Raw genomic sequence first — 25349 nt, 5'->3', positions numbered from 1 at the left:
AGCTTCACTATAGGACTTAAGCATTATCGTATGTGCCTGAAATTGTTAGACGAGTGTTAAAATTCCGGGCATTTCGTAGGAGGCCTACACGTTTCTACCGCATTTTGCGCGAGTTGATCCAAAGCGGCACGCGGAACACGATGTTGATGAGCAATACGATAAACACGAGCACCGCCGCGGATTTCTCGGCGATCAGCTGCGCATCCGGCACGATCGCTTCGGACTGCACGTACCAGAGATGCACGGCCAGGGTAGCGCCGGGAGATAACGGATTGAAATCCCACATCACGCCCGAGGACGTTACGCCGCCGGTCAGAATGATGACGGCGCTCTCGCCGAACGCGCGGCCCGCAACCAAGCAGATCCCCGTAATGATCCCGTTGAGCGCGACCGGAATCAGCACTCTTCGGATCGTCTGCAAATGCGTGCTGCCGAGGGCGAACGAAGCGCTTTTCATTTCCTGAGGCACGGCGCGAATCGCTTCCTCGGTGACGCGCGTCAGGACCGGCAGATTCAGGAATGCCAAGCTGACCGCGGCGCCGAGAATCGTCAAGCCCATGTCGAGCGATTCGACGAACAAGACGATCCCGAAGAGACCGAAGATGATGGACGGCACGGATGCCAGCCCTTCGACGCAAATGCGGATGAAGCCGATGAATTTGTTCGCCGGCGCGAATTCCGCCAGATAAATGCCCGAAGCCATGCCGAGCGGAATGGAAATCAGGAGCGAGATGATCAGTACGTAGAAGGAGTTGAACAACAGCGGGCCGACGCCGCCGCCTTCTTCGATCTCGCTCGGTTCCCCGTAGAGGAAGCCCCAGTCCAGCTTCGGAAGCCCCTTCTCGAGAATGAGGAACAGCAGCGCGATGATGAAGATAACCGTGCAGATGCCGACTACCCAGACGACGGTCGTAAACAACTTATTGTTGAATTGATTCAAGCTTTTGCGGGCGGCGAAAGGATGATCCGCCGTAGTTTTGCCAGCGCTCATTGTTTCACCCCTTTGCCCTGGATCAGCCTGACGGCAATGATCATGATCAGCGAGATCAGGAGCAGGATAAAGCCCATCATATAGAGCGCGTAGTTCCATGTGGAATCGAACGGCACGTTCGGAATCTGCATGACGATGTTACTCGTCAGTACGGACGTCGGCTTGAACAGCGCGTCTGCCAATTGCGGCGTATTGCCGATGACCATGACGACCGCCATCGTTTCGCCGATCGCGCGAGCCATGCCGAGAATCACGGCGTACATGATGCCGCTTCTCGCGGCCGGGATGACGACGCGAACGATCGTTTGAAAGCGCGTGGAGCCTAATGCGTAGGAAGCGTCGCGGAATTTCTTCGGCACGGCGACGATGGAGTCGTCCGTGATGCGGCTGATCGTCGGCAGCACCATGATCGTGAGTACGATCCCGGCGGCCAATATACCATCGCCCAGGCTGGTTCCCGTCAGCGAACGCAGCATCGGAATCAAGATCGTCAGGCCAAGGAAGCCGTAGACGACGGAAGGGATGCCGACAAGCAGGTCCAGTACGGGACGAAGTGCGTTCTTCAGCCAAGCAGGCGTCATTTCCGATAGGAAGATTGCAATAAGGAGCGATAACGGCACCGAGATCAGCATGGTCAGAAGCGTCAGCGCGATCGTGCCGAAAATAAACACGAATGCGCCGTACTGTTCATTCTCCGGTACCCAGTCCGTGGAGAAAAAGAAAGTTTTCAGGGACACGGTTTCAAAAGTCAGAATACCGGTCCGGCCCATCAAGAATAAAATCGAAAACAGGATTAAGCAGACGAACACCGCGCTTGCGATACATACGATCTTGAACGTACGGTTGTAGAAAGCGAGCCGCGCCCTGCGGCCGAATGTTTTGCCGGATGAACTCTCCAAGCTCCGGCCAAGTTCTTCGCTAGAGTAAACGGTACCGGAATTCGGCACTTCCATCATACTCATAACCATCTATTCTCCTCTCATGTCATAAAGAGAAGCCAGCTTCTCGTATAAGGTGCAGAAGCTGGCTTCGCTTGTTCCTCGTATTTAATTGGTGAGGATGAGGTTCTTACTTGCTTATTTCTTCATTGCGGCAAGCGGAATGAATTTGAGCTTTTTCAGGGAACCGTTTTGGAACTTCGTGCTTTGAACGTAGTCGATGAATGCTTTAACGGCGCCGGTAGGTTGGCCTTTCGTCATGTAGTAGCCGTACGACCATACTTTGTACGTGCCGTTGATGACGTTTGCTTCCGTTGGAGCTACGTTGTTGATGCTGACGGCTTTCATTTTGCTGCCGGATACGTAGACAAGGTCGATGTAGCCGATCGCGTTAGGCGTTGTTTCGACTTTCGTTTTCATGTCGCCGCTCGATTTAACTTCGATGTAGTTGTCGCCCTTCGTCATGAAGTCCGTGCCGTTCAGTGCTTTGATTTGGAAGTTGACGCGCGTGCCGGATCCGAATGCGCGGTTAACGACAACGATCTTAGCGTCATTGCCGCCGACTTCTTTCCAGTTGGTGATTTTGCCGGAGAAGATACCGGACAGTTGGGCGTTCGTCAGGCTCGTTACGCCAGCGCTGCTGTTCGTTACGGCCGCGAAAGGAATAACGGCTACTTTGTTCGCGACTTGACCCGTGAATTTGCTGAAGCCCGGAACGTCAGTGGAAGCATCCCAGTCGCAAGCGCCTATATCGGCGATGCCTTTGCGAACCGATTGCGGGCCAGTTACGGAGCCTGCCGCGGATGCGGAGATTTTCACTTTCGGATTCAGCTTCTTGAATTCGTTAGCTGCTTGCAGCGTCAACGGAAGCAGTGCCGAGGATCCGTTGATGACGATGCGACCGCTCAATTTGCTTGCTGCGCTGACAGCGGATACGCTGCCGAACGTAAGGGAAAGCGCCATTACGGCAAGACCGATATTTCTGAACCATTTCGTTTTCATTGTTTGTAGTTCTCCTCTCGTGATTAACGGGTATTAGGGATGAGTCAATTATTTCGTGATTTTGCTAAGCGTATCGCCTTGGATGACGAACGTTTGGTCATCGACGACAACGGCTACCGGAGCGTTAGCGGCTGCTACGACTTCGCTTACGTTGCCATCGAGGTTGCGAACCAGCTTGGACGTGCCGGCTGCCGTGTCCACTTCGTACAGGCCCGTTTGCTCGCCTGCGTCCGTCAGCGCGTAGATTTTGTCGCCTGCGATCGTTGCTTGCAGCACGTCTTTGTCTTCGATCAGTTTCTTAACGGTTTTGTCTTTCGCAATTGCGACCAGGGAAGAAGGCTTGCCGTCTTCTACGCTTACGTAGAAAGCTTTGCTGCCGTCCGCTGCCGCGCCGACGAAGATTTTATCGTCTGCCGTCGTCGTCAGTTTCACCGGTGCCGATTCCTTAACGGAAGCATCGTAGAAGTATACTTGCGGCTCAGTGCCCGTGGTGTCGATCGCGACATCGTCCGCATCGACCGGTTTGCCGTCAGGAGCCGTTACCGCGCCCGGCTTCGTAACCGTGTAGTAGAACTTCGTGCCGTCCGTGGAAACGCTCAGGTTCGCTTTGTAATCGACTTTGTCTTCCAGCACTTTCGTGAGCGTGCCGTCGGCCACGTTCAGCTTTTGGATAACCGAACCTTTGTCGCCTTGCAGGAAGTAAATCGCACTGCCGTCAGCGGACCAAACAAGCTCAGGTTTGATCGAGCTGTCAGCCGAAACTTGTTTGCTGGCGAAAGTCGGGCTTGTCAGGTCGATGACGCTAACTACGCCGTCTTCGTCCGTGTAAGCCGCTTTGGATCCGTCCGGGGATACGGAAAGCTCGGAAGCCGTCTCGGAGCTAAGTACTTTCGTAGCCGCGCCCGTTTTGGCATCGATGACGTAGTCCGTGCGTCCTTCTTCGGTCAGCGACGAAGCGAGCAATTGATTCGCGTTGATCCAGTTGATGCTGTCGGCATGGATTTTCGCTACCGTGTCGATCCAAACTTGACCAGCGGCATCCGTCGTTGCTTCGACGTCGAAGATGCTGACGAAGTCGTTAACCGCAATATAGTAAGATCCGCCCACGTTCTCGATTGCCTGCTCCAGGTCAACTTGCGCGCCGTCAACCAGCGCTGCGTTCGAACCTGCGTGCAGTTCGATGGAATGGCCATTGATGTACGCCGTCACGCCGTTCTTCACGTTTACGACGAACAATGCGCCCGCTGCGGAACCGAGGTCGCGCACCGATACCAATGTCGTGCCATTCGTTTGTACCGAACGAACTTGCAGGGAAGCGTCGTTTACCATCAGGTTAAACGAAGCCGGTGCCGTTACTTGCGACGTGGTAGCTGCCGAAGCAACACCGATTGCAGACGTGCTAAGCGCAGCTGCCAGCGCAGAAATCAAAATCGTTTTTTTCATGGACATTGACTGTGATCACCCTTCTGAAATTGTTTTGTTTTCCTTCGTCTTATATGTACAAGACCGATTATAGGCATCCATTGTTAAGCGGTCATTAATCGGTTGCCAGGTATTGTTAAGTGGCCGTTAATGTATTGTGTAGAAAATGTTAATATCAACCAAAAGCTAGATTTGATATATCAGCCCCCTTTTCCATGGCCAAATCAGACCTATAGTCACGTTTCGCCAACCGAATGACGACAAAAAAAGCCCGGTGCCAAGTTTCGACTTGGGTCACCGGACTTATGCGAGCATATCGGATCCTGGTTGCTAGTGGGACGAAGGCGTATAATCGGCATGCTCCATTTCGCTCAATTTGCGCTTGCCCATGAAGAAGGCGAAGAACAAGGCGAGCGCGGACGGGATGATCGCCCAAGCGAACGTTTGGGTAATCGAGGACGATAGTCCCATCGTGATTTTGTCGAGAATCGGCTGCGGAATCGCTTTTCTCAGCTCGGGCGCCAGGATCGCGCGCGGATCGCTCAGGTTAACGCCCTGCGGAAGCTGGCTCGTCTCGTCCGACGTGAACGAGGTCGCGAATTTGTTCATCATGGAGTGGCTTTGGATAATCCCGAACACCGTAATGCCGATCGTCATGCCGAGCGAACGAAGGAAGTTCAGCGTCGCGCTTGCCGTTCCCCGTTCCTGCGGCGGGAACGAGAAGATCGCGGCATTGCTGAGCACCGAGAACGAAGCGCCGATGCCGAGTCCGATCAGCACCATGAAGATCACGACCGTATACCGGTGCGATTCGACGCCGAGCGTCGTAAGCAGAACGTTGCCGACCGTCAGCAGCGCCAACGTCGGAATCATGAGCGAGCGGAACGAGGTCTTCATCATCAGCGCGCCGCCCATGGTCGCCGTCACGACGGAACCGACCATCATCGGAAGCAGCACGAGGCCGGAATCCGTGGATTTGCCGCCGAACACGCCTTGGATGTAGATCGGAATGTACACCGATGCCGTAACGAAGGCCGCGCCGCTGAACATCGCGATCGCGTTGCTCGTCGAATACAACCGGTCGCGGAACATGCTGAACTTGATAATCGGCTCGTTGACGACGCGTTCGATGAGGATGAAGGCGATCACGAGAACCGCGAATCCGCCGAACAAGCTTAGAATCACGCCGGAATCCCAGGCATAGTTCTTGCCGCCGAGCTCGAGCGCAAACATGAGGCAGACGACCGCGCCGACGAGCGTAACCGCGCCGCCCCAGTCGATCCGCTGCTTGCTGTGCTGGACGGATTCTTTATAGAAGAAAGCGATCATGACAAACGCGATCAGTCCGAGCGGCAGGTTAATGTAGAAAATCCATTCCCATTTGATGTAGTCCGTAATGTATGCGCCGAGCAGCGGTCCGAAGATGCTCGACAGGCCGAACACGGCGCCGAACAATCCGCCCAGCTTGCCGCGGCTCTCCGCCGGCACGGCGTCGAACATGATCGTGAAGGCGATCGGCACGAGCGCGCCTCCCCCGATCCCTTGAACCGCGCGATAAATGCTCAACTGCACGATGGAGTCTGCCGTTCCGCAAAGAATCGACCCCAGCATGAACATCAAAATGCCGAATATAAAAAACTTCTTCCGTCCGTACATATCGGACAGCTTGCCGAAGATCGGCATGCCCGCCATCTCGGCGACCATATAAGCGGACGTGACCCAGACGAATTTGTCCAAGCCGCCCAGCTCGCCTACGATCGTTCCCATCGCCGTGGCGACGATCGTATTGTCCATGGACGCCATGAGAATGCCAAGCAGCAGACCGGCGACCACGATGCCAACGTTTTTGCGTTGTGCGCTCATTGTTTGTTGTTCCCTCCACGTTTCTTTTTTACTACGGCAGCAGTTCCTCGTCGGGCGGCACGGACATATGCCATGCCGTCTCTCCGTTGACCTGCTCGGTGAGCCTGCCGTTCTTGATGTCCTCCTTGAATGCCAGCAGCCACTTCAATTCGGCTTCCGACTGGTGGACGATGAACTCCGCTTCGATCAAAAATATGCGGGACAGCCCTTGGGACGCCGCGTAGTCCATGCCCGCCCGACGTTCGGCGACGTTCTTCCGAATGAAGCCGATGCGTTGATCCAGGAGACCGGCCGTCTCCTGCGGCGAGACATGCCCGATGAACGCCAATGCGGCCGGGAAATGGGGATATTCTTTCGCCGGCTCGTAGATAAGCTCCCGAAGCCAGTCGTGGAATTCCGCCTTCCCCGCATCGGTCGGGGCATAGATCGTCCGCTCCGGGTGCTTTCCTTCCCGCGACGTCTCCAGCGGAACGACCCAACCGTGCTTCAGCAGCGCCTCCACTACGGAATACAGCGAGCCGTTATTCAGCTTGATGACATCGGGAATGCCGCGCTGTTTCATCGTGGCGGACATCTCGTACGGATGCATCGGTTTCTCATTGAGCAGCGATAAGACGGCAAGTGCCAGCATGTTGGAAACCTTACGATTAGCCATCCAAATCTCGACTCCTTCGAAAACGGTATTGTCATCACATAGTCCATGTCGACTATACGAAATAGAATGACCCATGTCAACGGTCTTAGGTCGTAAACCAAAAAGTATTCAAGGGATGCGTTCGTCAGCCGTCAGAACGCCGACGCGCCGAAAAGGCTTCCGCCACTTTCGGCGGAAGCCCTTCAGGAAATTCGCGTATCGATTTGCTGCTTTATTCCTTTTCGATCGTTATTCCGCCGGCAGCTTATAAAATGCCGCCGCATTGTCGCCGTACACGGCCGCAAGCTGGGCACTGTCAAGCCCCTCCGGCAACGCCGCGCGCAGCACGTCGCGCACGTCCGCATAGCTGCCCGCCAGCAGGCATACCGGCCAATCGCTGCCGAACATGACGCGTCCGACGCCGAAGCAGGCGACGACATGCCGCACGTACGCGGTAAACTGCTCCGGCTGCCATGCATCATGATCCGCCTCCGTCAGCATGCCCGACAATTTGCAGTACACGCCGGAATAGTTCGCGGCGATTTCCTGCATTTGGCTTGCCCAAGGCTCGAACCGCCCTTCCCCGATTCGCGGCTTGCCGATATGATCGATCACGGCATGCAGGTTCGGGACCTGCTTCAGCAGCGCGATCGTCTCCGGAAGCTGGCTGGACTTCATGAGCAGATCGACGGGCAGGCCGATCTCCGCCAAATGCCGAAGCGCCTCCAGGCTGTTCGGCTCGAGCACCTCCGCGGCGTCGCGCATCTCCTGCAGCATGACGCGCACGCCGAGGAATTTCGGATGCGCGCGGAAAATCTTCAGCACGTCGCGCCAATTCGGATCCTGAAAATTCAGCCAGCCGACGACGCCCGCAACGGAATCCGAACGTTCCGCCAGTTCCAGCATATAAGCGGTCTCCGCATGCGTCTGGGCCGCCTGCACCACGATCGACTGGCGAATGCCCGCGCGCGCCAGCTCCGGCTCCAAATCCGCCGGGACGTAGTCCCGGTACAGGATCGGACCGGCCTCCGGCGTCAGCCAGCCGTAGTCGCCGCGTTCAAGCTCCCAATAATGCTGATGCGCATCGATTGTTCGACTCATTCCAGACACCTCGCGTTATGGGTTAAGCCGGATCCGCGACGAAACGGTTCGTCAACTTGCCGAGCTTTTCGATTTCGATCGTCACTTCATCGCCCGGCTGCAAATACACCTGCTGCGCCTCCGGAAGGCCGAGCACGACGCCTTCCGGCGTGCCGGTCAGGATGACGTCGCCGGGCACGAGCGTCATATGCTGCGAGATATAGCTTACGATCTCGTCGCAATGGAAGATCATGTCCGACGTGTTGGAGTTCTGGCGAACCTCGCCGTTGACGGTCGCTTTGATCGCCAGGTCGTTCGGGTTGCCGACTTCGTCCGCCGTCACGAGATACGGGCCGAGCGGGCTGAAATCGTCGCAGGATTTGCCGAGCAGCCATTGATGCGTGCGCAGCTGCAGATCGCGGGCCGACAGGTCGTTGACCGCGCAATAGCCGAACACATGGCCGAGCGCGTCTTCCTTGGAGACGTATTTGGCTTGCTTGCCGATGACGATGACGAGCTCCGCTTCGTAATCGAGCTTCTGCGTCACTTTCGGAACGGCAATCTCCCGCAGATGTCCCGTCAGCGTATTGTTGAATTTGTTGAACAGGATCGGAAACTGCGGGATCGGCGCATTCGTTTCTTCCGCATGCTTGCGGTAGTTGAGGCCGACGCAAATAATCTTGTTCGGCGCCGTGACGCACGGTCCCCATTCGATCTCGTCCTCGCCGCGCAAGTAAGCTTCGTTGCCCGAAGCGGGCAGCGATTCGACGAACCCGCGCAGCGACGCCAATGCCTCTTCGCCTCCGCCGATGACCGACATGACGTCCGAAGGAACCTCCGAGCTCGCGCGGGACGCTTCTGCCGCCAACGCCAGCTCGACGTCGATAATGCCGTTCTCCGTCGCGACGCCAAGCGCGTTGCGGCCTTGTTTCGAGATGCTGATCAATTTCATCTTCGTTTACACCCTTCCTGATTTATAAATGTCGTCATCGCGGAATAAGTCCGGCTACGCGTTCTTGCCGAACACGACGCCGCCGTCGACGTAGAGCGGCGAGCCCATAACGAACGTCGACTCGTCGGAAGCCAGGAACAGCGCGGCTTTCGCCACGTCCTCCGGCAGGCCGAGCTCTTCGCTCAGCTGGCGCTTCTTCAAGCCCGCGATGGCTTCTTCTTGATTGTCGTACGAGTTCTTCAGGTAATTTTCGACGAACGGCGTCATGATGGTGCCCGGCAGCAGCGCGTTGACGCGGATATGGTAAGGCGCGTAATCGACCTGCATCGACTTCGTCAATGCCAGCACGGCGCCTTTGGTCGCCGCGTACGAAGCGCGGCGGGCAAGGCCCACCTCCGCGATGCAGGACGACATATTAATGATCGAACCGCTGCGGCGCTCCATCATGTGCGGGATGACGTACTTGCTCGGCAGAAAGACGCCCCGGATGTTGACGTTGATGACGCGGTCCCATGCTTCGGGATCGATCTCGTGCAGCACGCCGACGCCGCTGATGCCGGCGTTGTTGAACAGCACGTCGATCACGCCGTACTTCGCGATGATCGCGTCGACCATCGCGGATACTTCATCGGGGTTCGTCACGTCGGCGCGGATGAAGATCGCTTCGCCGCCGGCCGCCTCGATTTCCTGTACCGTCGCGGTCCCGTTCGGTTCGGACAGATCGTTGATGACCAGCTTCGCGCCTTCGCTCGCGAATAACAGCGCCGTGCTCTTGCCGATGCCGGATCCCGAACCCGTAATCAAAATGACTTTGTCCTTCAATCGCATGCCATCATCTCCTCTTCCTTATGAATGCGGCACGGACAGTCTGCCGGCGAGCGCCAGCATCTCCGTCCTTGCCTCGCCATTCTTCGCTTCCCATTGATGCAGCAGCATGGAGCAGCTGACCGCCGCGGGCGCCTGGCCGCTCCCGCTTCGGATGGCCGCCGCGACGCAGCGGAAACCCATGACGGACTCCTGGTCGTCTTCGGCGAAACCTTGCTCCCGAATGGCCCGCAGCTCCCGGAGCAGCGATTCGCGGTCCTGAATCGTATGCGGCGTCAGCGCCGGCAGCGCCGATTCCGGATACAGCCGCTCGAGCTCGGCGTCGTCCAGCTGCGAGAGCATCGCTTTGCCGAGCGCGGTCGCATGGGCCGGCAGCAGCATGCCGGGCTCCGACTGCAGCCGGACCGGCGAGAGCGCTTCCAGCTTGCCCAGATAGAGCACCTGGTTGCCCTCCAGCCGCGCCAGTTGAATCGTTTCCTTGAGCCTGTCCCGCGCGCCGGCGGCTTCCTGCTGGAACGACCGGTTCAAGTCATAGTTCTGCGCGTACGCGGAACCGTAGGCGGCGAACGCGCGGCCGAGGGAATACGTATCGCCCTCTCCCCGCACCACCCACTGCAGCGCTTCCATCGTGTTCAACAGGGAAAACATCGAGCTCTTGTTGATGTCCAGCCGCCTGGACAAGTCGATCAGCTTGTGCCGGGCCGGTTCGGCGGCCAGCACGGCAACCACTTTATCGGCCTTCTCCAATGCGGGGACCCAGTATTTGCGCTCCTCCGACACTCCATCGCCTCACTCGGTTTTGTATACAAAACCAATTTCTATATAGTAAACCTTCTACGATTTAACTATAGCTCGCGCCCGCGGCATTTTCAATATAAAAAACGCGTTTCTTAATTGAAAGATCTCGCGGCGCGGCCCCTTCCTATTGCGCCCCGCTCCGCGCTTCGGCATAATAAACGCAAAAGCCAACGCTCGCCGCCTGCCGGGACCGCGGAGGCTGCGAAACGGGAAGGAACGTGTTATGCGCCATGAGTCATGATCAAGGCGGCTGGCCGTACGTCCATAACGTCGGCGATATCATCGTCAGCAGAGGCTCCGTCCTCGGCGTCCGCGCGATCGACGACTACGAGCTGGTTTATTTCCCCGAAGGAACGGGCACCGTCTACGAGCATGGAGACGTTCCCCACGCGCTCGACGTCCCTTGCTTCGTCTTCACGCGTCCGGGCGAGCGCCACCGTTACCTCTTCGACGAAGAACGGACGACCCGTCACTTGTTCGTGCATTTCGACTACGGCGCGCTGCGCGGACGCGACGAACGGTTCGCGTCGCTGCTGCAGCCGAGTTTCCATATCGTGCCCGCCAAGCACGGCAGCTTGGTCGCCGGCATCATGCAGCAGATCATCGTCGTGGCCGGTTACCAATCGCATCATTGGAAACGGCGCCTGTCCGCGCTCGTGGCGGCCGCGCTCGAGGAGATCGCCGCATTTGCCGACAATACGCCGGAATTCGCTTCCGCCGGTTATCCCGTTCAAATCTCGAAGGCGATCGCTTATATCGAAGCGCATCTGACCGAGCCCGTCACGATCGAGCAGATCGCCCGGCAGTCCGGCTGGTCGCACGAGCATTTCACCCGCATGTTCGTCGCCTCCGTCGGCATATCGCCCAAGCGGATGCTGCTGGAACGCCGCATTAATCTGGCGGAGGAACTGATGATGCTGGGCAGCGGCAACGTGAAGCAAATCGCGTACCAATGCGGATTCGGGGACGAACATCATTTCTCAAAAATATACAAGCGCATTCGCGGCATCACGGCCACCGAATACCTGGAGCGCTGCAAGGAGCCCATCTTCCGCCATGCGGCCATTGAGGTCGATCCCGGACGAACCTTCGCCAACCGGCACATCCTCGTGAATGCCGAAATCAAATAAAGACATCGTTTATCGTTTTCCCTCCATTGAAACCGCTGTCTCCGATGACGCAAAATAGAAGCATACCCCACTTCATTGGAGGCATGAAAACGATGGCAACCTTTTACACGCCTAAGTCTCGCCCTAGAGAAGACCGCTACTTGGTCAGCGTCGAAGATTACGTGCATTACCAGCGAAACGGATTCCTGATCGTCAAAGGTTTACTCTCGAAAGAAGACATCGCCGAGCTGTACGAGCTGGCCGAACGTACGCGGCTGAACAGCGAGAAGCCGAAATCGTACGAGCCGGGAAGCAACGATCCTTTAAAGGAAGAATTCAAAGCGGCAACGCGCATCCATATGCTTTCCCGCCTCGACGCGGCAGCCGAACGCGGCATGCTGCATCCCCGCGTGCTGGACGTCACGGAAGCGCTCATCGGGCCGGACGTGTACGCCGTGCAGTCGATGATGTTCCTGAATCCGCCCGGCCGCGGCGGCCAAGGCTGGCATCAGGACTCCTGCTATATCAAGACGCATCCCGACACGCTAGTCGGAGCATGGATCGCGCTCGAGCAGGCCGACGAAGAGAACGGCTGCCTCTGGGTCGTTCCGGGATCGAACCATGAGCCCGTGTACCCGCCCAAGGAAATCGGCGGCGGCAACGTGCACGCCCTCGACGCCTTCGCGGATCTGAACGGCGTGCAGAACGTCAGTCATCTGGACGACGAAGTGAACACGCTCTCCCGCATGGTCGCCAAATATCCGGCGCCGATCCCGGTCCCGCTTCAGCCCGGCGACGTGCTGTTCTTCCATTCCCATCTCTTCCACCGTTCGTTCCCGAACAGAACCGCGGACAGATACCGCCGTTCGTACGTCTGCCATTATTGCAACGCCCGTTCCTGGGTGCCTTGGGACCACGACGGCTACGAGGGCGATTCCGGCAATTATCGGCAGATCCTCGCCCGCGGCCGCACGCATCTGCCTTACGCGGAGCCGGCGTTCGGCACGGAAGTCTACTTGTACGAAGGCGACGATACGGACGGCAGCAGCGTCAGCATGATGGGCATGGACAACGGCATGATGATGCCGGTCGCCCAGAAGGAATAACCATTCGTCCGGCGCATGTTTAATCACGCACGCGATTGCGGTCGTCGCCTCGGCGCGCGGCCGCTTTTTGCATGCCGGAAATTCATGCGCGGCCTGTATTGACAAAAGCCGAAACGTCGCTTATTATTATCTTAAATTTAAGATTATTAATTTCGAGATGGACACGGATCGAACTTTGCATGGAGGTGCAGCGGCATGTAGAACTGCCTGATCGTTGAATTTGGAGCAGGAATAGGTTTCGCTTGATTGCTGTTCGCTGCCTGTCGTCGTCGCTCAAGTCGTTTGTCTTATATCTTAAATTAAAGAATATTAAATTAGAATTAATATCGGAGGATGATGAAAATGATGGATTTGGGATTGTTGTTGATTCGCGTGGTAATCGGGTTGTTGTTCGTGGGGCACGGCGCCCAGAAATTGTTCGGTTGGTTCGGCGGCTACGGTCCGAAGGGAACCGGCGGTTGGATGGACTCGGTCGGCATTAAGCCCGGCGTCGCCATGGCCGTCCTATCCGGCTTGATGGAATTGGTCGGCGGACTGTTGTTCGGAGCCGGCCTGCTTACGACCGTCGGCGCGGTGCTGATCGGCCTGACCATGCTGGGCGCGATCGTGAAGGTACACGGCAAGAACGGCGTCTGGTCGACGGCCAACGGATACGAATACCCGCTCGTGGTCCTCGTCGTCGTCGTCGGCGTAGCCTTGGTCGGAGCAGGCGCTTACTCGTTGGGTTAAACCGTATACGCAGGAAGCTTTCGCCAATTTAACGGTTGCGCCAAGCAAAACCGGCGCGGTAAGATTCTTCTGCGGCCGCGCCGCCCAATAACGGCGCGGCAAAGCCGGGTTCCATCTTCTCTGATCGATAACCGCGGCCTGACTTGGCCATACTCACACTAGGAGGGAATTCTAATGACTTATCAAACAGCCGGTATCCACCATATCACTTCTTTCGTGCGCCACCCGCAGGACAACGTGGATTTCTACGCGGGCATCCTCGGCTTGCGCCTGGTTAAGAAAACGATCAATTTCGACGCGCCCGAGGTGTATCACCTGTACTTCGGCAACGAGATCGGCGGCCCCGGCACCATCATGACGTTCTTTCCGTCGGCCGGCGCCCGGCTCGGCAAAGTAGGCGGCGGCCAAGTCGGCTACACCACGTTCGCGGTGCCGACGGGCGCGCTGTCCTTCTGGGAAGCGCGGTTGGCGCGTCTCGGCGTCGCCTTCGAACGGACGGAGCGTTTCGGCGAAACGTACCTGCAGTTCAAAGACCGCGACGGCCTGCAGCTCGAGATCGTCGAACGCGAAGAAGGCGCCCTGAGCCAATGGTCGTTCGGCGGCGTGCCGACGGATAAAGCGATCAAAGGCTTCGGCGGCGCGATCCTGTACAGCATCAACGCCGCGAAAACCCAAGACACGCTCGCGAGCGTCATGGGCCTCTCGAGAATCGGGGAAGAAAACGGACTCGTCCGTTACCGCGCTGCCGGCGACATCGGCAACGTGATCGACATCAACGCGAAATCGATGCCTTGGGGCGAAGGCGGCGCCGGCACGGTGCATCACATCGCTTGGCGCGCGGCCACGTACGAGGACCATGCCAACTGGCGCAAACACGTCATCGAGCACGGCTTCCACGCGACCGATATCATCGACCGCCAGTACTTCAACGCGATCTACTTCCGCGAAGCCGGCGGCATCCTGTTCGAAATCGCGACGGATGCGCCAGGGTTCCAACGTGACGAACCGTTCGATACCCTTGGCGGCAAACTGATGCTTCCTTCGTGGTACGAGCCGAAACGCGGCCTCATCGAGCAAAACCTGTTCCCGATCGAAGTGCGGGAGTTGGAGGGAAACAACCAATGAGGCATCTCTTCCAGAACGGCACGAATCCGTACGCCCCTACGCTGCTGCTGCTGCATGGAACGGGAGGCACGGAGCAAGACCTGCTGCCGCTCGCGCAGCAGCTCTCCCCCGCCTCTTCCGTGCTCAGCGTGAGAGGCAACGTGCTGGAGAACGGGATGCCCCGTTTCTTCCGGCGGCTTGCCGAAGGCATCTTCGACGAGGAAGACCTGCGGTTCAGGACGAAGGAGCTCGCGGCATTCCTGGACGAAGCCGCGGAGAAATACGGCTTCCGCCGCGATAACGTCGTGGCTGTCGGTTATTCCAACGGCGCCAACATCGCCGGAAGCTTGCTCTTCCATTACGCGGATGCGTTGAAGGGCGCGATCCTCCATCATCCCATGGTTCCGCTGCGCAACCTGGAATTGCCTGCTCTCGCGAACGTGCCGGTCTTCATCGCGGCCGGGACGAACGATCCCATCTGCTCCGCATCGGAAACCGAAGAGCTGACGGGTCTGCTGAAAGGCGCCGGCGCCTCGGTGACCGTGCATTGGGAGAACAACGGCCACCGGCTGACGGCTTCCGAGGTGCAGCAGGCCGCCGCTTGGTTTCGCGGCGAATTTCCGGCTTGAGCCGCGGGAGGATCCGATCATGATCAGCATCGATCCGGCGTCCATCGGCGAACGGGACAACTATAAGCTGATGATCGGCAGCATCATCCCGAGGCCCATCGCCTGGGTTACGACGCTGACCGACGCGGGCACCGTCAACGCGGCGCCGTTCAGCTACTTCAATATCGTCACGGCCAACCCGCCGATGCTGTCCGTCTCCGTCGGCCGCAGGAACGGCGCGATGAAGGACACGGCGCGCAACGCCGCCGGCCTCGGCGAGTTCGTCGTCCATATCGCCGACGAGCGCAACGTCGAGCGGATGAACCAAACCGCCGCCGACTTCGGTCCCGAAGAAAGCGAGCTCGAGGCGGCCGGCCTGACGCCCGTCGCAAGCGAAGTCGTGCGCGTGCCCGGGATCGCCGAGGCCGCCGTCAGGATAGAATGCGAAGTCGAGCGCATCGTCCCGCTGGGCGGAACCGACGGATCGCCGGCCTGCGACCTCTTGATCGGCCGAATCGTGCGCTATCACTTCCGCGAGGACGTGTACGACGACGGACACATCGTCGCCGCCGCGCTCAAGCCCGTCAGCCGGCTGGCGGGGACGAGCTACGCCAAGCTCGGCGAGGTCTTTCAATTGGAACGGCCCTGATCCGTGAGCGAAATGCATCGCAATAATAGGCGCAAATAGGCTTAAGCCCGCGAATACGCGGGCTTTTTGCTCGTCCAGGTTGCGGTTTGCCCGCATTCGGGGTACTATCGTAACATTGAACCATGGGCAAGCCCCCTAACAACCGTACGAGAGGAACTGAATGAACAGCCATGATCATTAAACCAAGAACACGCGGTTTTATTTGCACGACCGCCCATCCGGCGGGCTGCGCCCTGCAAGTCCAGGAGCAAGTCGATTACGTGAAGGAACGCCCGGCCATTCAAGGTCCGCGCAACGTGCTCGTGATCGGCGCCTCCGCCGGTTACGGGCTGGCCGCGCGCATCGTGGCGGCATTCGGCGCCGGCGCGAACACGGTCGGCGTCTTCCGCGCGAGCGAGAGCAAGCCCGGCCGCACGTCTTCCGCGGGCTGGTACAACTCCGCCGCCTTCGAGAAGGCGGCCGCGCAGGCCGGGCTCAAATCGTTCAGCGTCACCGGCGACGCCTTCATGCCCGAGACGAAAGCGAAGGCCGTCGAGCTGATCCGCAGAGAGCTCGGCCAAGTCGACCTGGTCGTCTACAGCGTCGCTTCCGCGCGCAGAACGGATCCGGCGACGGGCGAAACGTATAATTCCGTGCTTAAGCCCCTCGGCGGCACGTATACGAACAAGACCGTTAATTTCCATACCGGCGAGGTAACCGAGATCTCGATCGAGCCCGGCACCGAGCAGGAAACGAAGGAAACCGTCGCCGTCATGGGCGGGGAAGACTGGCAGCTATGGATCGACGCGCTTCAAGCGGGAGGCGTGCTCGCGGACGGCGCGACGACGATCTCCTACTCGTACATCGGCTCGCAGATCACGCAGCCGATCTACCGCGAGGGCACGATCGGGCAAGCGAAGGATCATTTGGAGGCAACGGCCAAGCAGCTCGGCGACCAGCTCGGCGCAATCGGCGGGCGCGCATTCGTGACGGTCAGCAAAGGGCTGGTTACGCAGTCGAGCTCCGCCATTCCCGTCGTGCCGCTGTACATCTCCGCGCTCTATAAGGTCATGAAGGAGAAAGGCATTCACGAGGGCTGCATCGAGCAGACCTACCGCCTCTTCTCGGAACGCCTGTACGCGGGCGGCGAAGTGCCCGTCGATGCGGAAGGACGGATCCGGATCGACGACTGGGAGCTGCGCGAGGACGTGCAGCGCGAGGTTGCGGAGCTGTGGGCAGCCGTGACGACCGACAATATCGAGCAGCTGACGGACCTCGCCGGCTATCGGAAAGAGTTTTTCCAGCTGTTCGGCTTCGAGACCGAAGGCGTGGATTACGAAGCGGACGTCGACCCGATGGTGGACGTGCCGAACGCCTACTAAGACCGAAAAGGCCGGACGCCCTCACATCGAGGGCATCCGGCCTTTTATATGCGCGCTATGCAGCGGCAGCTTTGCTTGATTAATCTTGGCTTAGTGCGGCACGGCATTTGCCCAGCGCCTGCACCGCGTAATCGAGCTCCTCGCGCGTATGGCGGGCGGTGACGATGAACCGGACGCGCCCCTTGTCCATGGCGACGGTCGGGTACACGATTCCTTGGGCGAACACGCCTTCCTGCAACAGCAAGTCGGAGAATCGCATCGTCTCGGCGGGGTTGCCCACGATGACCGGCACGATCGGCGTCTCGCTCGCGCCGGTGTCGAAGCCGAGCGCTTGCACCTGCGAGCGGAAGTAAGCCGCGTTGTCCCACAGCTTTCCGATCAGCTCCCCGCTTTGCTCCAGCACGCGAATCGCCGCCAGGCACGAAGCCGCGACGGCCGGCGTCTGCGAGGTGCTGAACAGAAACGGACGCGCCTTGTGGATCAGATAATCCTTCAGGATCTGATCGCAGGCCACGTAGCCGCCGACGACGCCCACGGCCTTCGATAACGTGCCCACCTGAATATGGACGCGGCCGTGCAGGCCGAAATGATCCGTCGTGCCTTTGCCGTTCTTGCCCAGCACGCCGCTCGCGTGGGCGTCGTCCACGTACACGAACGCATCGTAACGTTCCGCGAGCTCCACGATGGCCGGCAGCGGCGCGATATCCCCGTCCATGCTGAACACGCCGTCCGTCACCACGATCCGTTTGCCGTAAGCGGCGCTCTCCTTCAATGCCGTTTCAAGCTGGCCCATGTCTTTATGCGCGTAGATTTTGCGGTGCGCTTTCGTCAGCCGAATGCCGTCGATGATGCTGGCATGGTTCAATTCGTCGCTGATGACGACGTCGTCCGGTCCCAATATGGAAGCCAACACGCCTTGATTCGTCGTGAATCCGGATTGAAAGACGAGCGCCGCTTCCGTGCCTTTAAACCGGGCCAGCTCCAGCTCCAGTTGCTCATGGATCGCCAACGTTCCGGTAATGGTGCGCACCGATCCGCTGCCGACGCCGTATTGCCGCGTGGCTTCGATGGCCGCTTGAATCAGCTCCGGATGATCCGTGAGCCCCAAGTAATTGTTCGAGGACATCTGAAGGACGGAACGGCCGTCCAGCTCCATCCGCGTGCTGGATCCGCTTGCCCATACGGTCAGCGGGCGGTAACGCCCTTCCCGCTTCAATTGCTGCAGTTCTTCGCCTAATGTTCTTTCCCACTTCGCCACGGTCGGCACGCTCCTTATATCGCTAGAATGGATGATTGCAGGGATGGACTCGTTTCGTGCGAGAACACGATCTTGCCGCATTGGCCCGAGGACATCAGCTCGAACGCTTCCTCGTAATCGTGCAAGGAAAAGCGATGGGTGATCAGCGGGCTCAAATCGATGCGCTTATGCTCGAGAAACCCTTTCAGCTGGTACCAGGTCTGGTACATCCGGCGCCCGGTGATGCCTTCGATGCGGAGCCCTTTGAAGATCACGTGGCGGGACAAATCGAGCGACACCTCCCGGGTCGGAATCCCGAGCATGGACACGCGCCCCGCCGGAGCCGCCGCTTCGAATCCGCCTCGTATCGCGTCGGGGTGGCCGGACATCTCGAGCACCACTTCGGCGCCTTCGCCTCCGGTAAGCTCCATGACGGCGTCAACCAGGGGGACCTCCCCGTTGTTGACGGCGTGGTCCGCGCCCATCCGCTTGGCGAGCTTCAGCCGGTACGGGTTGATATCGAGCGCGATGACGGAGCCGGCCCCGCTCGCTTTCGCCACGGCGACGGCCATGAGCCCGATCGGGCCCATCCCGATGACGGCGACGGATTTGCCCACGATGTCGCCCGACAATACGGTCTGCACCGCATTGCCGAGCGGATCCTGCAAGCAGGCGAGCTCGAACGGCATGTCGGGGCGGTTCGGGATGACATTGGACGCTTTGACGATGGCATAGTCCGCGAAGCAGCCGGGAGCCGATATGCCGAAGCTGACCGTATTGGGGCATACATGGGCGTTGCCGGTCCGGCAGGCTTTGCAGCGGCCGCAGACGACATGCCCTTCCGCCGACACGTGATCGCCGATCCGGACATGCTTGACCTCGCTGCCCGTCTCCTCGACGATGCCGGCAAATTCGTGGCCGAACACGTTCGGCGTCACGACGGCGCTTTCCGCCCACGCGTCCCATTTATAAATATGAACGTCCGTCCCGCAAATCGAGGACGCCTTGATCCGGACAAGCACCTCGTCCGGACCGCAGCGGGGAACCGGCACCTCGCGCAATGCCGCTCCGGATGCCCTTACTTCCTTCACCAATCCCATCATCGTCGCCAAGCTTCATCCCACCCGTATAAGATATAATCCATTTGTGCGTTATGCTGTATATGCTATATTATACATGCGTACGCAATGTTGTACACCATTTTTTTCTAACGGGCTGTCCTTCCCGGCGATTTTCGTTATAATGAGGGGCAGGAACAGAATGCGAGGAGGCCCCATGGAACAGGAACAAATTCATAAAAAGATCGGCAAAAACCTTCAAGCCATCCGCAAATCGAGAGCCCTCAGCCTGGACCAGGTCGCCGAACTGACCGGCGTCAGCAAGGCCATGCTCGGCCAGATCGAACGCGGGGATTCCAACCCGACCATTTCGATCATCTGGAAAATCGTCAACGGCCTGCATATTTCCTTTACGTCCTTGATCGAAGATACGAAAGCGAGCGTCACGCACATCCGCTTCGAGGATTTGGAGCCCTTCGTGGAAGAGGACGGCAGCTACCGCTCCTACCCCCTCGTTCCGTTCGAGCAGGGCAAAAAATTCGAGATCTACACCGTTGAATTGGAGCCGGGCGTCATGCATGCCTCGGAAGCCCACTACGAGGGCGTCGAGGAGTACATTCTGATGGTGCGGGGGATGCTGAGGCTTACCGTCCAGGACGATGTTTACGAGCTCGAGGCCGGCGACGCGCTTCATTTCAACGCCGACCAGCCGCATTCGTACGAGAACCTGGGCAGCGAGAAAATCGTCTACTATACGGTGATTCATTATCCGTCCTAGGCGACCTCGGCGATCGTGCCGTCTGGGCGCCCGAATCAACGAAAAACGCACCGCCTTGGCTTGCGAGCCAAGGCGGTGCGTTTTTCGTTCCCGCGGATGGATTCCGCGTTATTCCCGCTACTGGTTGTAAATCTCGAACTCGTAAATGATCGGGGCGAAGCTCGTGCCGGACGTAAAGTAGATGCGCGCTTTGCTGCCCGTCACCGCGCCGAAGGCGATCGTCTTCGGCACGTACGAAGCGCCGATGCTCGTGCCCGTATAGGCCGTCTGCCAGCTCGAGCCGTTCCAATATTCGATCCGGTAGCCCGTCGTGCGGCCGTCGTACTCCGTCAGGACGACTTTGTCGAAGGTCGTGTTCGTCCCGAAATTCACTTCCAGCGTCTGCCCGTTCCAGCAGCCGCTGCAGGCCTGCCAATTCGTGGCGGTGGTGCCGTCGAATGCTTTGTCCGCCGTCTGGCTTCCGTCCCACGACGACGAGCTGGCATAGGTCTTGCCGAGCGCCAGGTTCACGATGTCATGATAGACGGCGAATTCGTAGATGATCGGCGCGTTCGCCGTCCCGGACGTGAAGTAGATCCGCGCCTTGCTGCCCGTGACCGCCGGGAACGTGATCGTCTTCGATGTCCCGCTCGGACCGATGCTCGTGCCCGCGTAAGCCGTCTGCCACGCCGAGCCGTTCCAGTATTCGATGCGATAGCCCGTCGTGCGGCCGTCGTATTCGGACAGCACGACGCGGTTGAACGTCGTGTTGGCGCCGAAATTCACTTCCAGCGTCTGGCCGTTCCAACAGGCGTTGCACGCCTGCCAGTTCGTGGACGGCAAGCCGTCGAACGCTTTGTCCGCCGTTTGCGTGCTGTCCCATGACGAAGAGCTGGCATACGTCTTGCCGAGCGCCAAGTTCGCCGCGTCCGGCGCCGGCACGGACGTCTTCTGCAGGAGCAGCACCCAGTCGTTGCTGTCCGGCTTGTTCGGGACATTCCACTGGCCGGACGTCGACTGCACGCTGCTTCCGATGCTCGTGTAGGCGCCGGTCCGCGGATTGAACCAGCGGGCGTTGTAATAGTAGCCGTTGTCCATGCCCTTGATCGTGCCCGTGCTCGTCGTCCCGTTGAAGAAGAACGTTACGTACGTGCCGTTGCCGTCCGAAGACAGCAGCGACCTGGACGCGTCGCTGAACGCGCTCCACGCCGGATCGTCGAAGCGGGGCACGAGCTTCCACCACTCCAGGGCGGTGTAGAAGGCTTTGAAATACGTCAATTGGTTCCCCGTCGCGTAGTTCGCGCCGTCGTACCACCACGTATACCGCGCGGGCAGCTCGTAGCCGGTTCCGAAATCGTCGGGATCGCCGCTCTTCGAATAGACGTCGTTCCAAACCCCGGAAGCGCCGTAGCCGTAACCGTAAATGCCGTATTGAAACGCCTTGTATCCCGCGCCCAGCGCGCCGCGGGAATCCGTCCAGAACCCGTCGTAGGCGCTCTCGTACAGGACGGAAGGCTTCGCCGTGCCGAAATTATAGAAATCCTTGGCCGTGCTCATGCCGGTCATGTCGCCCTGCCACTGCACGGCCCAGCCGTCGTCGAAGGACTTGCTCGCCCAGAGCGAATTGGACGCCACCGACGTGCCCGTATTCTCCATATGCGGCATGATCGGCTGGTTGTACGCGTCGTTGTCGCTGATGCTTTGGCCGACCGCGTACCATTTGCTCAGCGTCGTCGTATTGTACGCGTTGTACATGTTGCGGTCGATCTCCTGCGCGATCGTGTAGATGAGCGGATACGAGCCGAAGCGGGCAACCCAATATTTCGCCACGCGCGCCATGTAGGCGTCGGTGTAGACGGCATAGTTGGCCGGATCGAGCGCCCAGGTCACCTGCGCGTTGGCATGGACGAGACCCTGGTCGGCGATATACTTGAATTTGCGGTCGAGGTTGTCGAACCCGGCCAGGTCGGCGCTCGAGAAGCCGTCGCTCAGGTTGGCCACCGCCTCCTCGTCCGCGCCCGCATGCGTGCCGCCGCCGTGCGGCTGCCAGATCGGCTCCGACTGGTACACGGTGAAGCCTTGGCTGACCCGCTTATCCACGACGTACTTGAACTGCGAGGCGACGCCCGCCGCATTGGAGGTCGCGAACCGTTCATGCGGCAGAATCCAGTGCGTGTCGCCGAGATAGAAGAACGGCGTGCCGTCGTTGTACGTCAGGTACCGGCCGTTGGCGCTGACTTTCAGGAAGCCCTTCTGATAAATCGCCAGACTGCCCGTGTACGCGTTGACTTGAATCGATTTCGTGATTCCGTTCAAGCCCGTGTCGGTCGGATCGTTCGCCGCCGTCGTCATCGTCCAGGCGCCGGTCTTGGTCGGCGCGAAGCGGATCTTCCAGACGGAGCCTCCGCTCCAGAACGCCGGACGCGTGATCACCGTGCCGCCCGGTCCCGTGAACGTGGCGGTGACGTCGACGTTCGCGAACGGATCGGCGTACGTTTTGGAGCTGGTCAGCGAGATCTCGACCGTTTGCCAATTTTGCGTCGTATAATCCGCCGCGAAAGCCCGCTGCGGAATGACGATCGCCGCGAGCAACATGACTAGCGCGAGCAGCGCCAATCCCGATCTTCTGCCGAAGCCGGCATGGATTGCGTTGGTCATTACGTGCACTCCCTTTCTGTCTCCTAAAATGGCTGCGTGCCTTCGGTTCCCTGTCGTGCCTGCTCCGTACCGCCCTCCTTCCGCGCATGCCAAAACAGCCCGCCTTCTCTCTCTGTGCAGGAGCTCCACTCAAACTCAAGTATATCGCCCGGCCTCGCGCGGCGAACATTGCTGCGTTTTTCCATTTGTTTGTTCCGCTATGCCGATCGAACGAAAAGCGCCCTTCAGGCGGAAGGGCGCTGCTTGGTCGCTTGTTCGCTTGCTACTTGCTCGCTTGCTTGTTTGTTTAGCCGGACTTGCTGTTCGATCGCGCGGTCGGCGAGGATGCCTCAACCGTTCGCCTCGTCCGCGCCCGGCAGCTCCAAGCGAAACGTATAACGGCCCCGATCGTGATGAAGGCTGATCGTCCCGCCGTGGAGCTCCGCGATCTGCTTGGCGATCGACAGCCCGAGACCCGACCCGTCGTTCCGCGAACCGGCGCCGCGCGCCGCGTCGGTCTTGTAGAACCGGTCGAACAGCTGCTCCTCCTGCTCCGGCGTGATCGGCCGTCCTTGATTTTCCACTTCGACCGCGATTCCTTCCCCATCCCGGACGGCCGCCGCGCGTACGAGGATATCCCCGGGCACGATCGAGAATTTGATCGCGTTCATGAGCAGGTTGTCGAGGGCCCGCACGATCTTCTCGCCGTCGACCTGCGCGGGCAAGGCGGCTTCCGACAGCTCCGTCTTGATGGCGATGCCGCGGTCGAGCGCGATCGGTTCGTATTCGGACGCCAGCTGGCGAAGCAGCTCCGTCATCTCGATCCTTTGGCGTTTCAGCTCGATATCGCCGGAGCCCAGTCGCGTGTACTCGAACAAGTCGTCAATCAGCTTCTTGAGCTGCATCGTCTTGCTGTACGTGTTCTTGACGAACTGGTCATGCTCGGCTTCGTCCTGGTACGCCTTGCTCCGAAGCAGGTCCAAGTACCCGACGATGCTGGTAAGCGGCGTGCGCAAATCATGGGATACGCCGGTGATAAGCTCCATTTTGGACTGCTCCAGCTTGCGTTCCTTCGTCAATTGGCGCTGCAGGCTCTCGGCCATCGCGTTGATGTTCTTCGATACGATGCCGAGCTCGTCCCGGTCCCTTGTGCTCAAGCGCACGTTCAGATCGCCGCTCGCGATCTCGCCGAGCTGCCGGTTGATCTGCTGGATCTTCCGCGTCTTGCGCGAGGTGAACCAGTAGAAGCAGACGATAAACACGAGCAGGAACAGCATGACGTTCTTGAGCGGCTGTTCCTTGATGTAATAGCCCGGCTCCCCTTTCAGCCGGCCCTCCGCCACGAGAAATACCGTTTTGCCCGACCACTCGCCCGCATCGATCAACGCGTACGGCTTTCCCTCGTAGTCCTCGGTATCATCCGAACGGTCGGCATAATACCCCATGATGCCGAGCTGCCGCTTGGCCGCTTCGGCGGAGTGAAAGAGCACCTTGCCCGATTCGTCCGCGACGTAGATGTCCACCTTGCCGTCGCTCGCTTCGTCCACGGCCGCCTGCAGCGAATACGCATTGATGCGCTCGGGAAGCTCCGCCAGCAGGTAGGCTAAGCGGTCCTCGACCAGATCCTTGCTCGGTTGATAGCTGGTGAAGGTAACTCTGTACGCCGATCGCGTCACGACGTTGAGGAGGGCGATGACGATAATGCTGGCGATCAAACTCAAGAGAATCGTCACGATCAGCTGCGCGCGGATATTGAATTTGAACTTAATCAACTTTGTATCCCACTCCCCATACCGTCTTGATATAGGCCGGCTCGCGGGGATTGGTCTCGAGCTTCTCCCTTAGGTTGCGGATATGCACCATGACCGTGTTGTCGGAATAGCCGGTCTGTTCCTTCCAGACGGTCTGATAGATGCGGTCGGCGCTGAATACCTGTCCCCGGTTGCCCGCCAGGAGTCCGAGTATGGCGAACTCCAGCGGCGTGAGCGCGACCTCCCTGCCGTCCACCGTCACCCGGTGCCGGTCGATCTCGACGGTAAGGTCCCCGATCGAAATGACGGACTGCGCTTGCTGCTTGGCCGAGAGGACGTTCATCCGCCGCAACTGCGCTTTGACCCTCGCGAGCAGCTCGAGCGGATTGAACGGCTTCGTGACGTAATCGTCGGCTCCCGTCGTAAGTCCGGTGATTTTGTCCAGGTCCTCGCCTTTGGCCGTCAGCATGATGATCGGAATATCGTGCTCCTCGCGAATTTTCATGCAGGCCGCCAGGCCGTCCATGCGCGGCATCATCAGGTCGAGCACGATCAGATGCACCGCGTCCCCCTCCGCCTTTAATATCTCCAAGGCGGCTGCGCCGTCCTCCGCTTCGAATACGCGGTAGCCTTCGTTGCGCAAGTAAATATGCACGATCTTGCGAATATCCGGATCGTCGTCGACGACCAGCACGGTTCGTTGATTCATCAGTTCCACTCCCGATTTATGCTGCCGTG

General features: G+C 59.1%; 23 protein-coding genes. 8 read left to right on the top strand and 15 right to left on the bottom strand.

What is annotated here, in order from left to right; all coding sequences use genetic code 11:
- Positions 1 to 94 precede the first annotated feature (94 nt).
- From pstA to GT019_RS24190, 10 genes are all read right to left on the bottom strand, one after another.
- Positions 95 to 991 carry a phosphate ABC transporter permease PstA gene (pstA, locus tag GT019_RS24235; protein ID WP_161746000.1) on the bottom strand — a complete coding sequence of 299 codons (897 nt, stop codon included), beginning with the start codon at positions 989 to 991 and terminating at the stop codon, positions 95 to 97.
- Positions 988 to 1947, bottom strand: coding sequence for a phosphate ABC transporter permease subunit PstC (gene pstC, locus GT019_RS24230; protein ID WP_161746048.1), 960 nt, complete (start codon positions 1945 to 1947; stop codon positions 988 to 990). Before pstC ends, pstA begins: the two co-directional genes overlap by 4 nt.
- A gap of 120 nt (positions 1948 to 2067) precedes the next feature.
- Positions 2068 to 2931 (bottom strand): phosphate ABC transporter substrate-binding protein, encoded by an 864-nt coding sequence (locus GT019_RS24225; RefSeq protein ID WP_161745999.1) that lies wholly within the window; start codon positions 2929 to 2931, stop codon positions 2068 to 2070.
- Between the two features lie 48 nt (positions 2932 to 2979).
- On the bottom strand, positions 2980 to 4380 hold the full coding sequence (locus GT019_RS24220; RefSeq protein WP_161745998.1) for a stalk domain-containing protein: 1401 nt from the start codon (positions 4378 to 4380) through the stop codon (positions 2980 to 2982).
- A 303-nt stretch (positions 4381 to 4683) separates the two neighbouring features.
- Entirely contained in the window at positions 4684 to 6216 is a 1533-nt protein-coding gene (locus tag GT019_RS24215; protein ID WP_161745997.1) for an MDR family MFS transporter, read from the bottom strand.
- A gap of 31 nt (positions 6217 to 6247) precedes the next feature.
- Positions 6248 to 6871, bottom strand: a complete 624-nt coding sequence (locus GT019_RS24210) for a PadR family transcriptional regulator (RefSeq protein ID WP_161745996.1) — start codon at positions 6869 to 6871, stop codon at positions 6248 to 6250.
- Positions 6872 to 7099: 228 nt separating this feature from the next.
- The gene (locus GT019_RS24205; RefSeq protein WP_161745995.1) at positions 7100 to 7951 is read right to left on the bottom strand and encodes an amidohydrolase family protein; all 852 of its coding nucleotides are present in this window, start codon (positions 7949 to 7951) and stop codon (positions 7100 to 7102) included.
- 22 nt (positions 7952 to 7973) lie between these two features.
- Entirely contained in the window at positions 7974 to 8882 is a 909-nt protein-coding gene (locus GT019_RS24200; protein WP_161745994.1) for a fumarylacetoacetate hydrolase family protein, read from the bottom strand.
- Positions 8883 to 8936: 54 nt separating this feature from the next.
- Entirely contained in the window at positions 8937 to 9710 is a 774-nt protein-coding gene (locus tag GT019_RS24195; protein WP_161745993.1) for an SDR family NAD(P)-dependent oxidoreductase, read from the bottom strand.
- Positions 9711 to 9728: 18 nt separating this feature from the next.
- On the bottom strand, positions 9729 to 10487 hold the full coding sequence (locus GT019_RS24190) for an IclR family transcriptional regulator (RefSeq protein WP_161745992.1): 759 nt from the start codon (positions 10485 to 10487) through the stop codon (positions 9729 to 9731).
- Between the two features lie 248 nt (positions 10488 to 10735).
- Here GT019_RS24190 and GT019_RS24185 point away from each other — a divergent pair, with 248 nt between their 5' ends.
- From GT019_RS24185 to fabV, 7 genes are all read left to right on the top strand, one after another.
- Positions 10736 to 11635, top strand: a complete 900-nt coding sequence (locus tag GT019_RS24185; RefSeq protein ID WP_161745991.1) for an AraC family transcriptional regulator — start codon at positions 10736 to 10738, stop codon at positions 11633 to 11635.
- A gap of 92 nt (positions 11636 to 11727) precedes the next feature.
- Positions 11728 to 12720: a phytanoyl-CoA dioxygenase family protein gene (locus GT019_RS24180; protein WP_161745990.1), complete on the top strand. Its 993-nt coding sequence runs from the start codon at positions 11728 to 11730 to the stop codon at positions 12718 to 12720.
- A 342-nt stretch (positions 12721 to 13062) separates the two neighbouring features.
- On the top strand, positions 13063 to 13449 hold the full coding sequence (locus tag GT019_RS24175; protein ID WP_161745989.1) for a DoxX family protein: 387 nt from the start codon (positions 13063 to 13065) through the stop codon (positions 13447 to 13449).
- Between the two features lie 174 nt (positions 13450 to 13623).
- Positions 13624 to 14574, top strand: a complete 951-nt coding sequence (locus tag GT019_RS24170; protein ID WP_161745988.1) for a ring-cleaving dioxygenase — start codon at positions 13624 to 13626, stop codon at positions 14572 to 14574.
- Entirely contained in the window at positions 14571 to 15182 is a 612-nt protein-coding gene (locus GT019_RS24165; RefSeq protein ID WP_161745987.1) for an alpha/beta hydrolase, read from the top strand. Before GT019_RS24170 ends, GT019_RS24165 begins: the two co-directional genes overlap by 4 nt.
- 19 nt (positions 15183 to 15201) lie before the next feature.
- Entirely contained in the window at positions 15202 to 15810 is a 609-nt protein-coding gene (locus GT019_RS24160; protein ID WP_161745986.1) for a flavin reductase family protein, read from the top strand.
- A gap of 170 nt (positions 15811 to 15980) precedes the next feature.
- The gene (gene fabV / locus GT019_RS24155; protein ID WP_161745985.1) at positions 15981 to 17171 is read left to right on the top strand and encodes an enoyl-ACP reductase FabV; all 1191 of its coding nucleotides are present in this window, start codon (positions 15981 to 15983) and stop codon (positions 17169 to 17171) included.
- Between the two features lie 79 nt (positions 17172 to 17250).
- Here fabV and GT019_RS24150 read toward each other — a convergent pair whose 3' ends face one another.
- Both GT019_RS24150 and tdh read right to left on the bottom strand, forming a co-directional pair.
- Positions 17251 to 18429: a glycine C-acetyltransferase gene (locus GT019_RS24150; protein ID WP_161745984.1), complete on the bottom strand. Its 1179-nt coding sequence runs from the start codon at positions 18427 to 18429 to the stop codon at positions 17251 to 17253.
- A gap of 14 nt (positions 18430 to 18443) precedes the next feature.
- A complete protein-coding gene (gene tdh / locus GT019_RS24145) occupies positions 18444 to 19511 on the bottom strand; it encodes an L-threonine 3-dehydrogenase (RefSeq protein WP_161746047.1) in 1068 nt (355 codons plus the stop codon).
- A 172-nt stretch (positions 19512 to 19683) separates the two neighbouring features.
- On the opposite strand from tdh, the gene GT019_RS24140 reads away from it, so the two are divergent.
- Entirely contained in the window at positions 19684 to 20244 is a 561-nt protein-coding gene (locus tag GT019_RS24140; RefSeq protein ID WP_161745983.1) for a helix-turn-helix domain-containing protein, read from the top strand.
- Positions 20245 to 20361: 117 nt separating this feature from the next.
- On the opposite strand, the gene GT019_RS24135 is transcribed toward GT019_RS24140, so the two are convergent.
- The 3 genes from GT019_RS24135 to GT019_RS24125 all read right to left on the bottom strand — a co-directional run bounded on the left by GT019_RS24135 (position 20362) and on the right by GT019_RS24125 (position 25320).
- Positions 20362 to 22881: an apiosidase-like domain-containing protein gene (locus GT019_RS24135; protein ID WP_161745982.1), complete on the bottom strand. Its 2520-nt coding sequence runs from the start codon at positions 22879 to 22881 to the stop codon at positions 20362 to 20364.
- Between the two features lie 329 nt (positions 22882 to 23210).
- The gene (locus GT019_RS24130) at positions 23211 to 24632 is read right to left on the bottom strand and encodes a HAMP domain-containing sensor histidine kinase (protein ID WP_161745981.1); all 1422 of its coding nucleotides are present in this window, start codon (positions 24630 to 24632) and stop codon (positions 23211 to 23213) included.
- On the bottom strand, positions 24625 to 25320 hold the full coding sequence (locus GT019_RS24125) for a response regulator transcription factor (RefSeq protein ID WP_201755563.1): 696 nt from the start codon (positions 25318 to 25320) through the stop codon (positions 24625 to 24627). The genes GT019_RS24130 and GT019_RS24125 overlap by 8 nt, the downstream gene beginning before the upstream one ends.
- Positions 25321 to 25349 lie beyond the last annotated feature (29 nt).

The sequence above is a fragment of the Paenibacillus glycinis genome (assembly GCF_009909185.1).
Taxonomy (GTDB): Bacteria; Bacillota; Bacilli; order Paenibacillales; family Paenibacillaceae; genus Paenibacillus_Z; species Paenibacillus_Z glycinis.
Note: the sequence above shows the minus strand (reverse complement) of the source record. Positions and strands in the feature narration are given on the sequence as shown.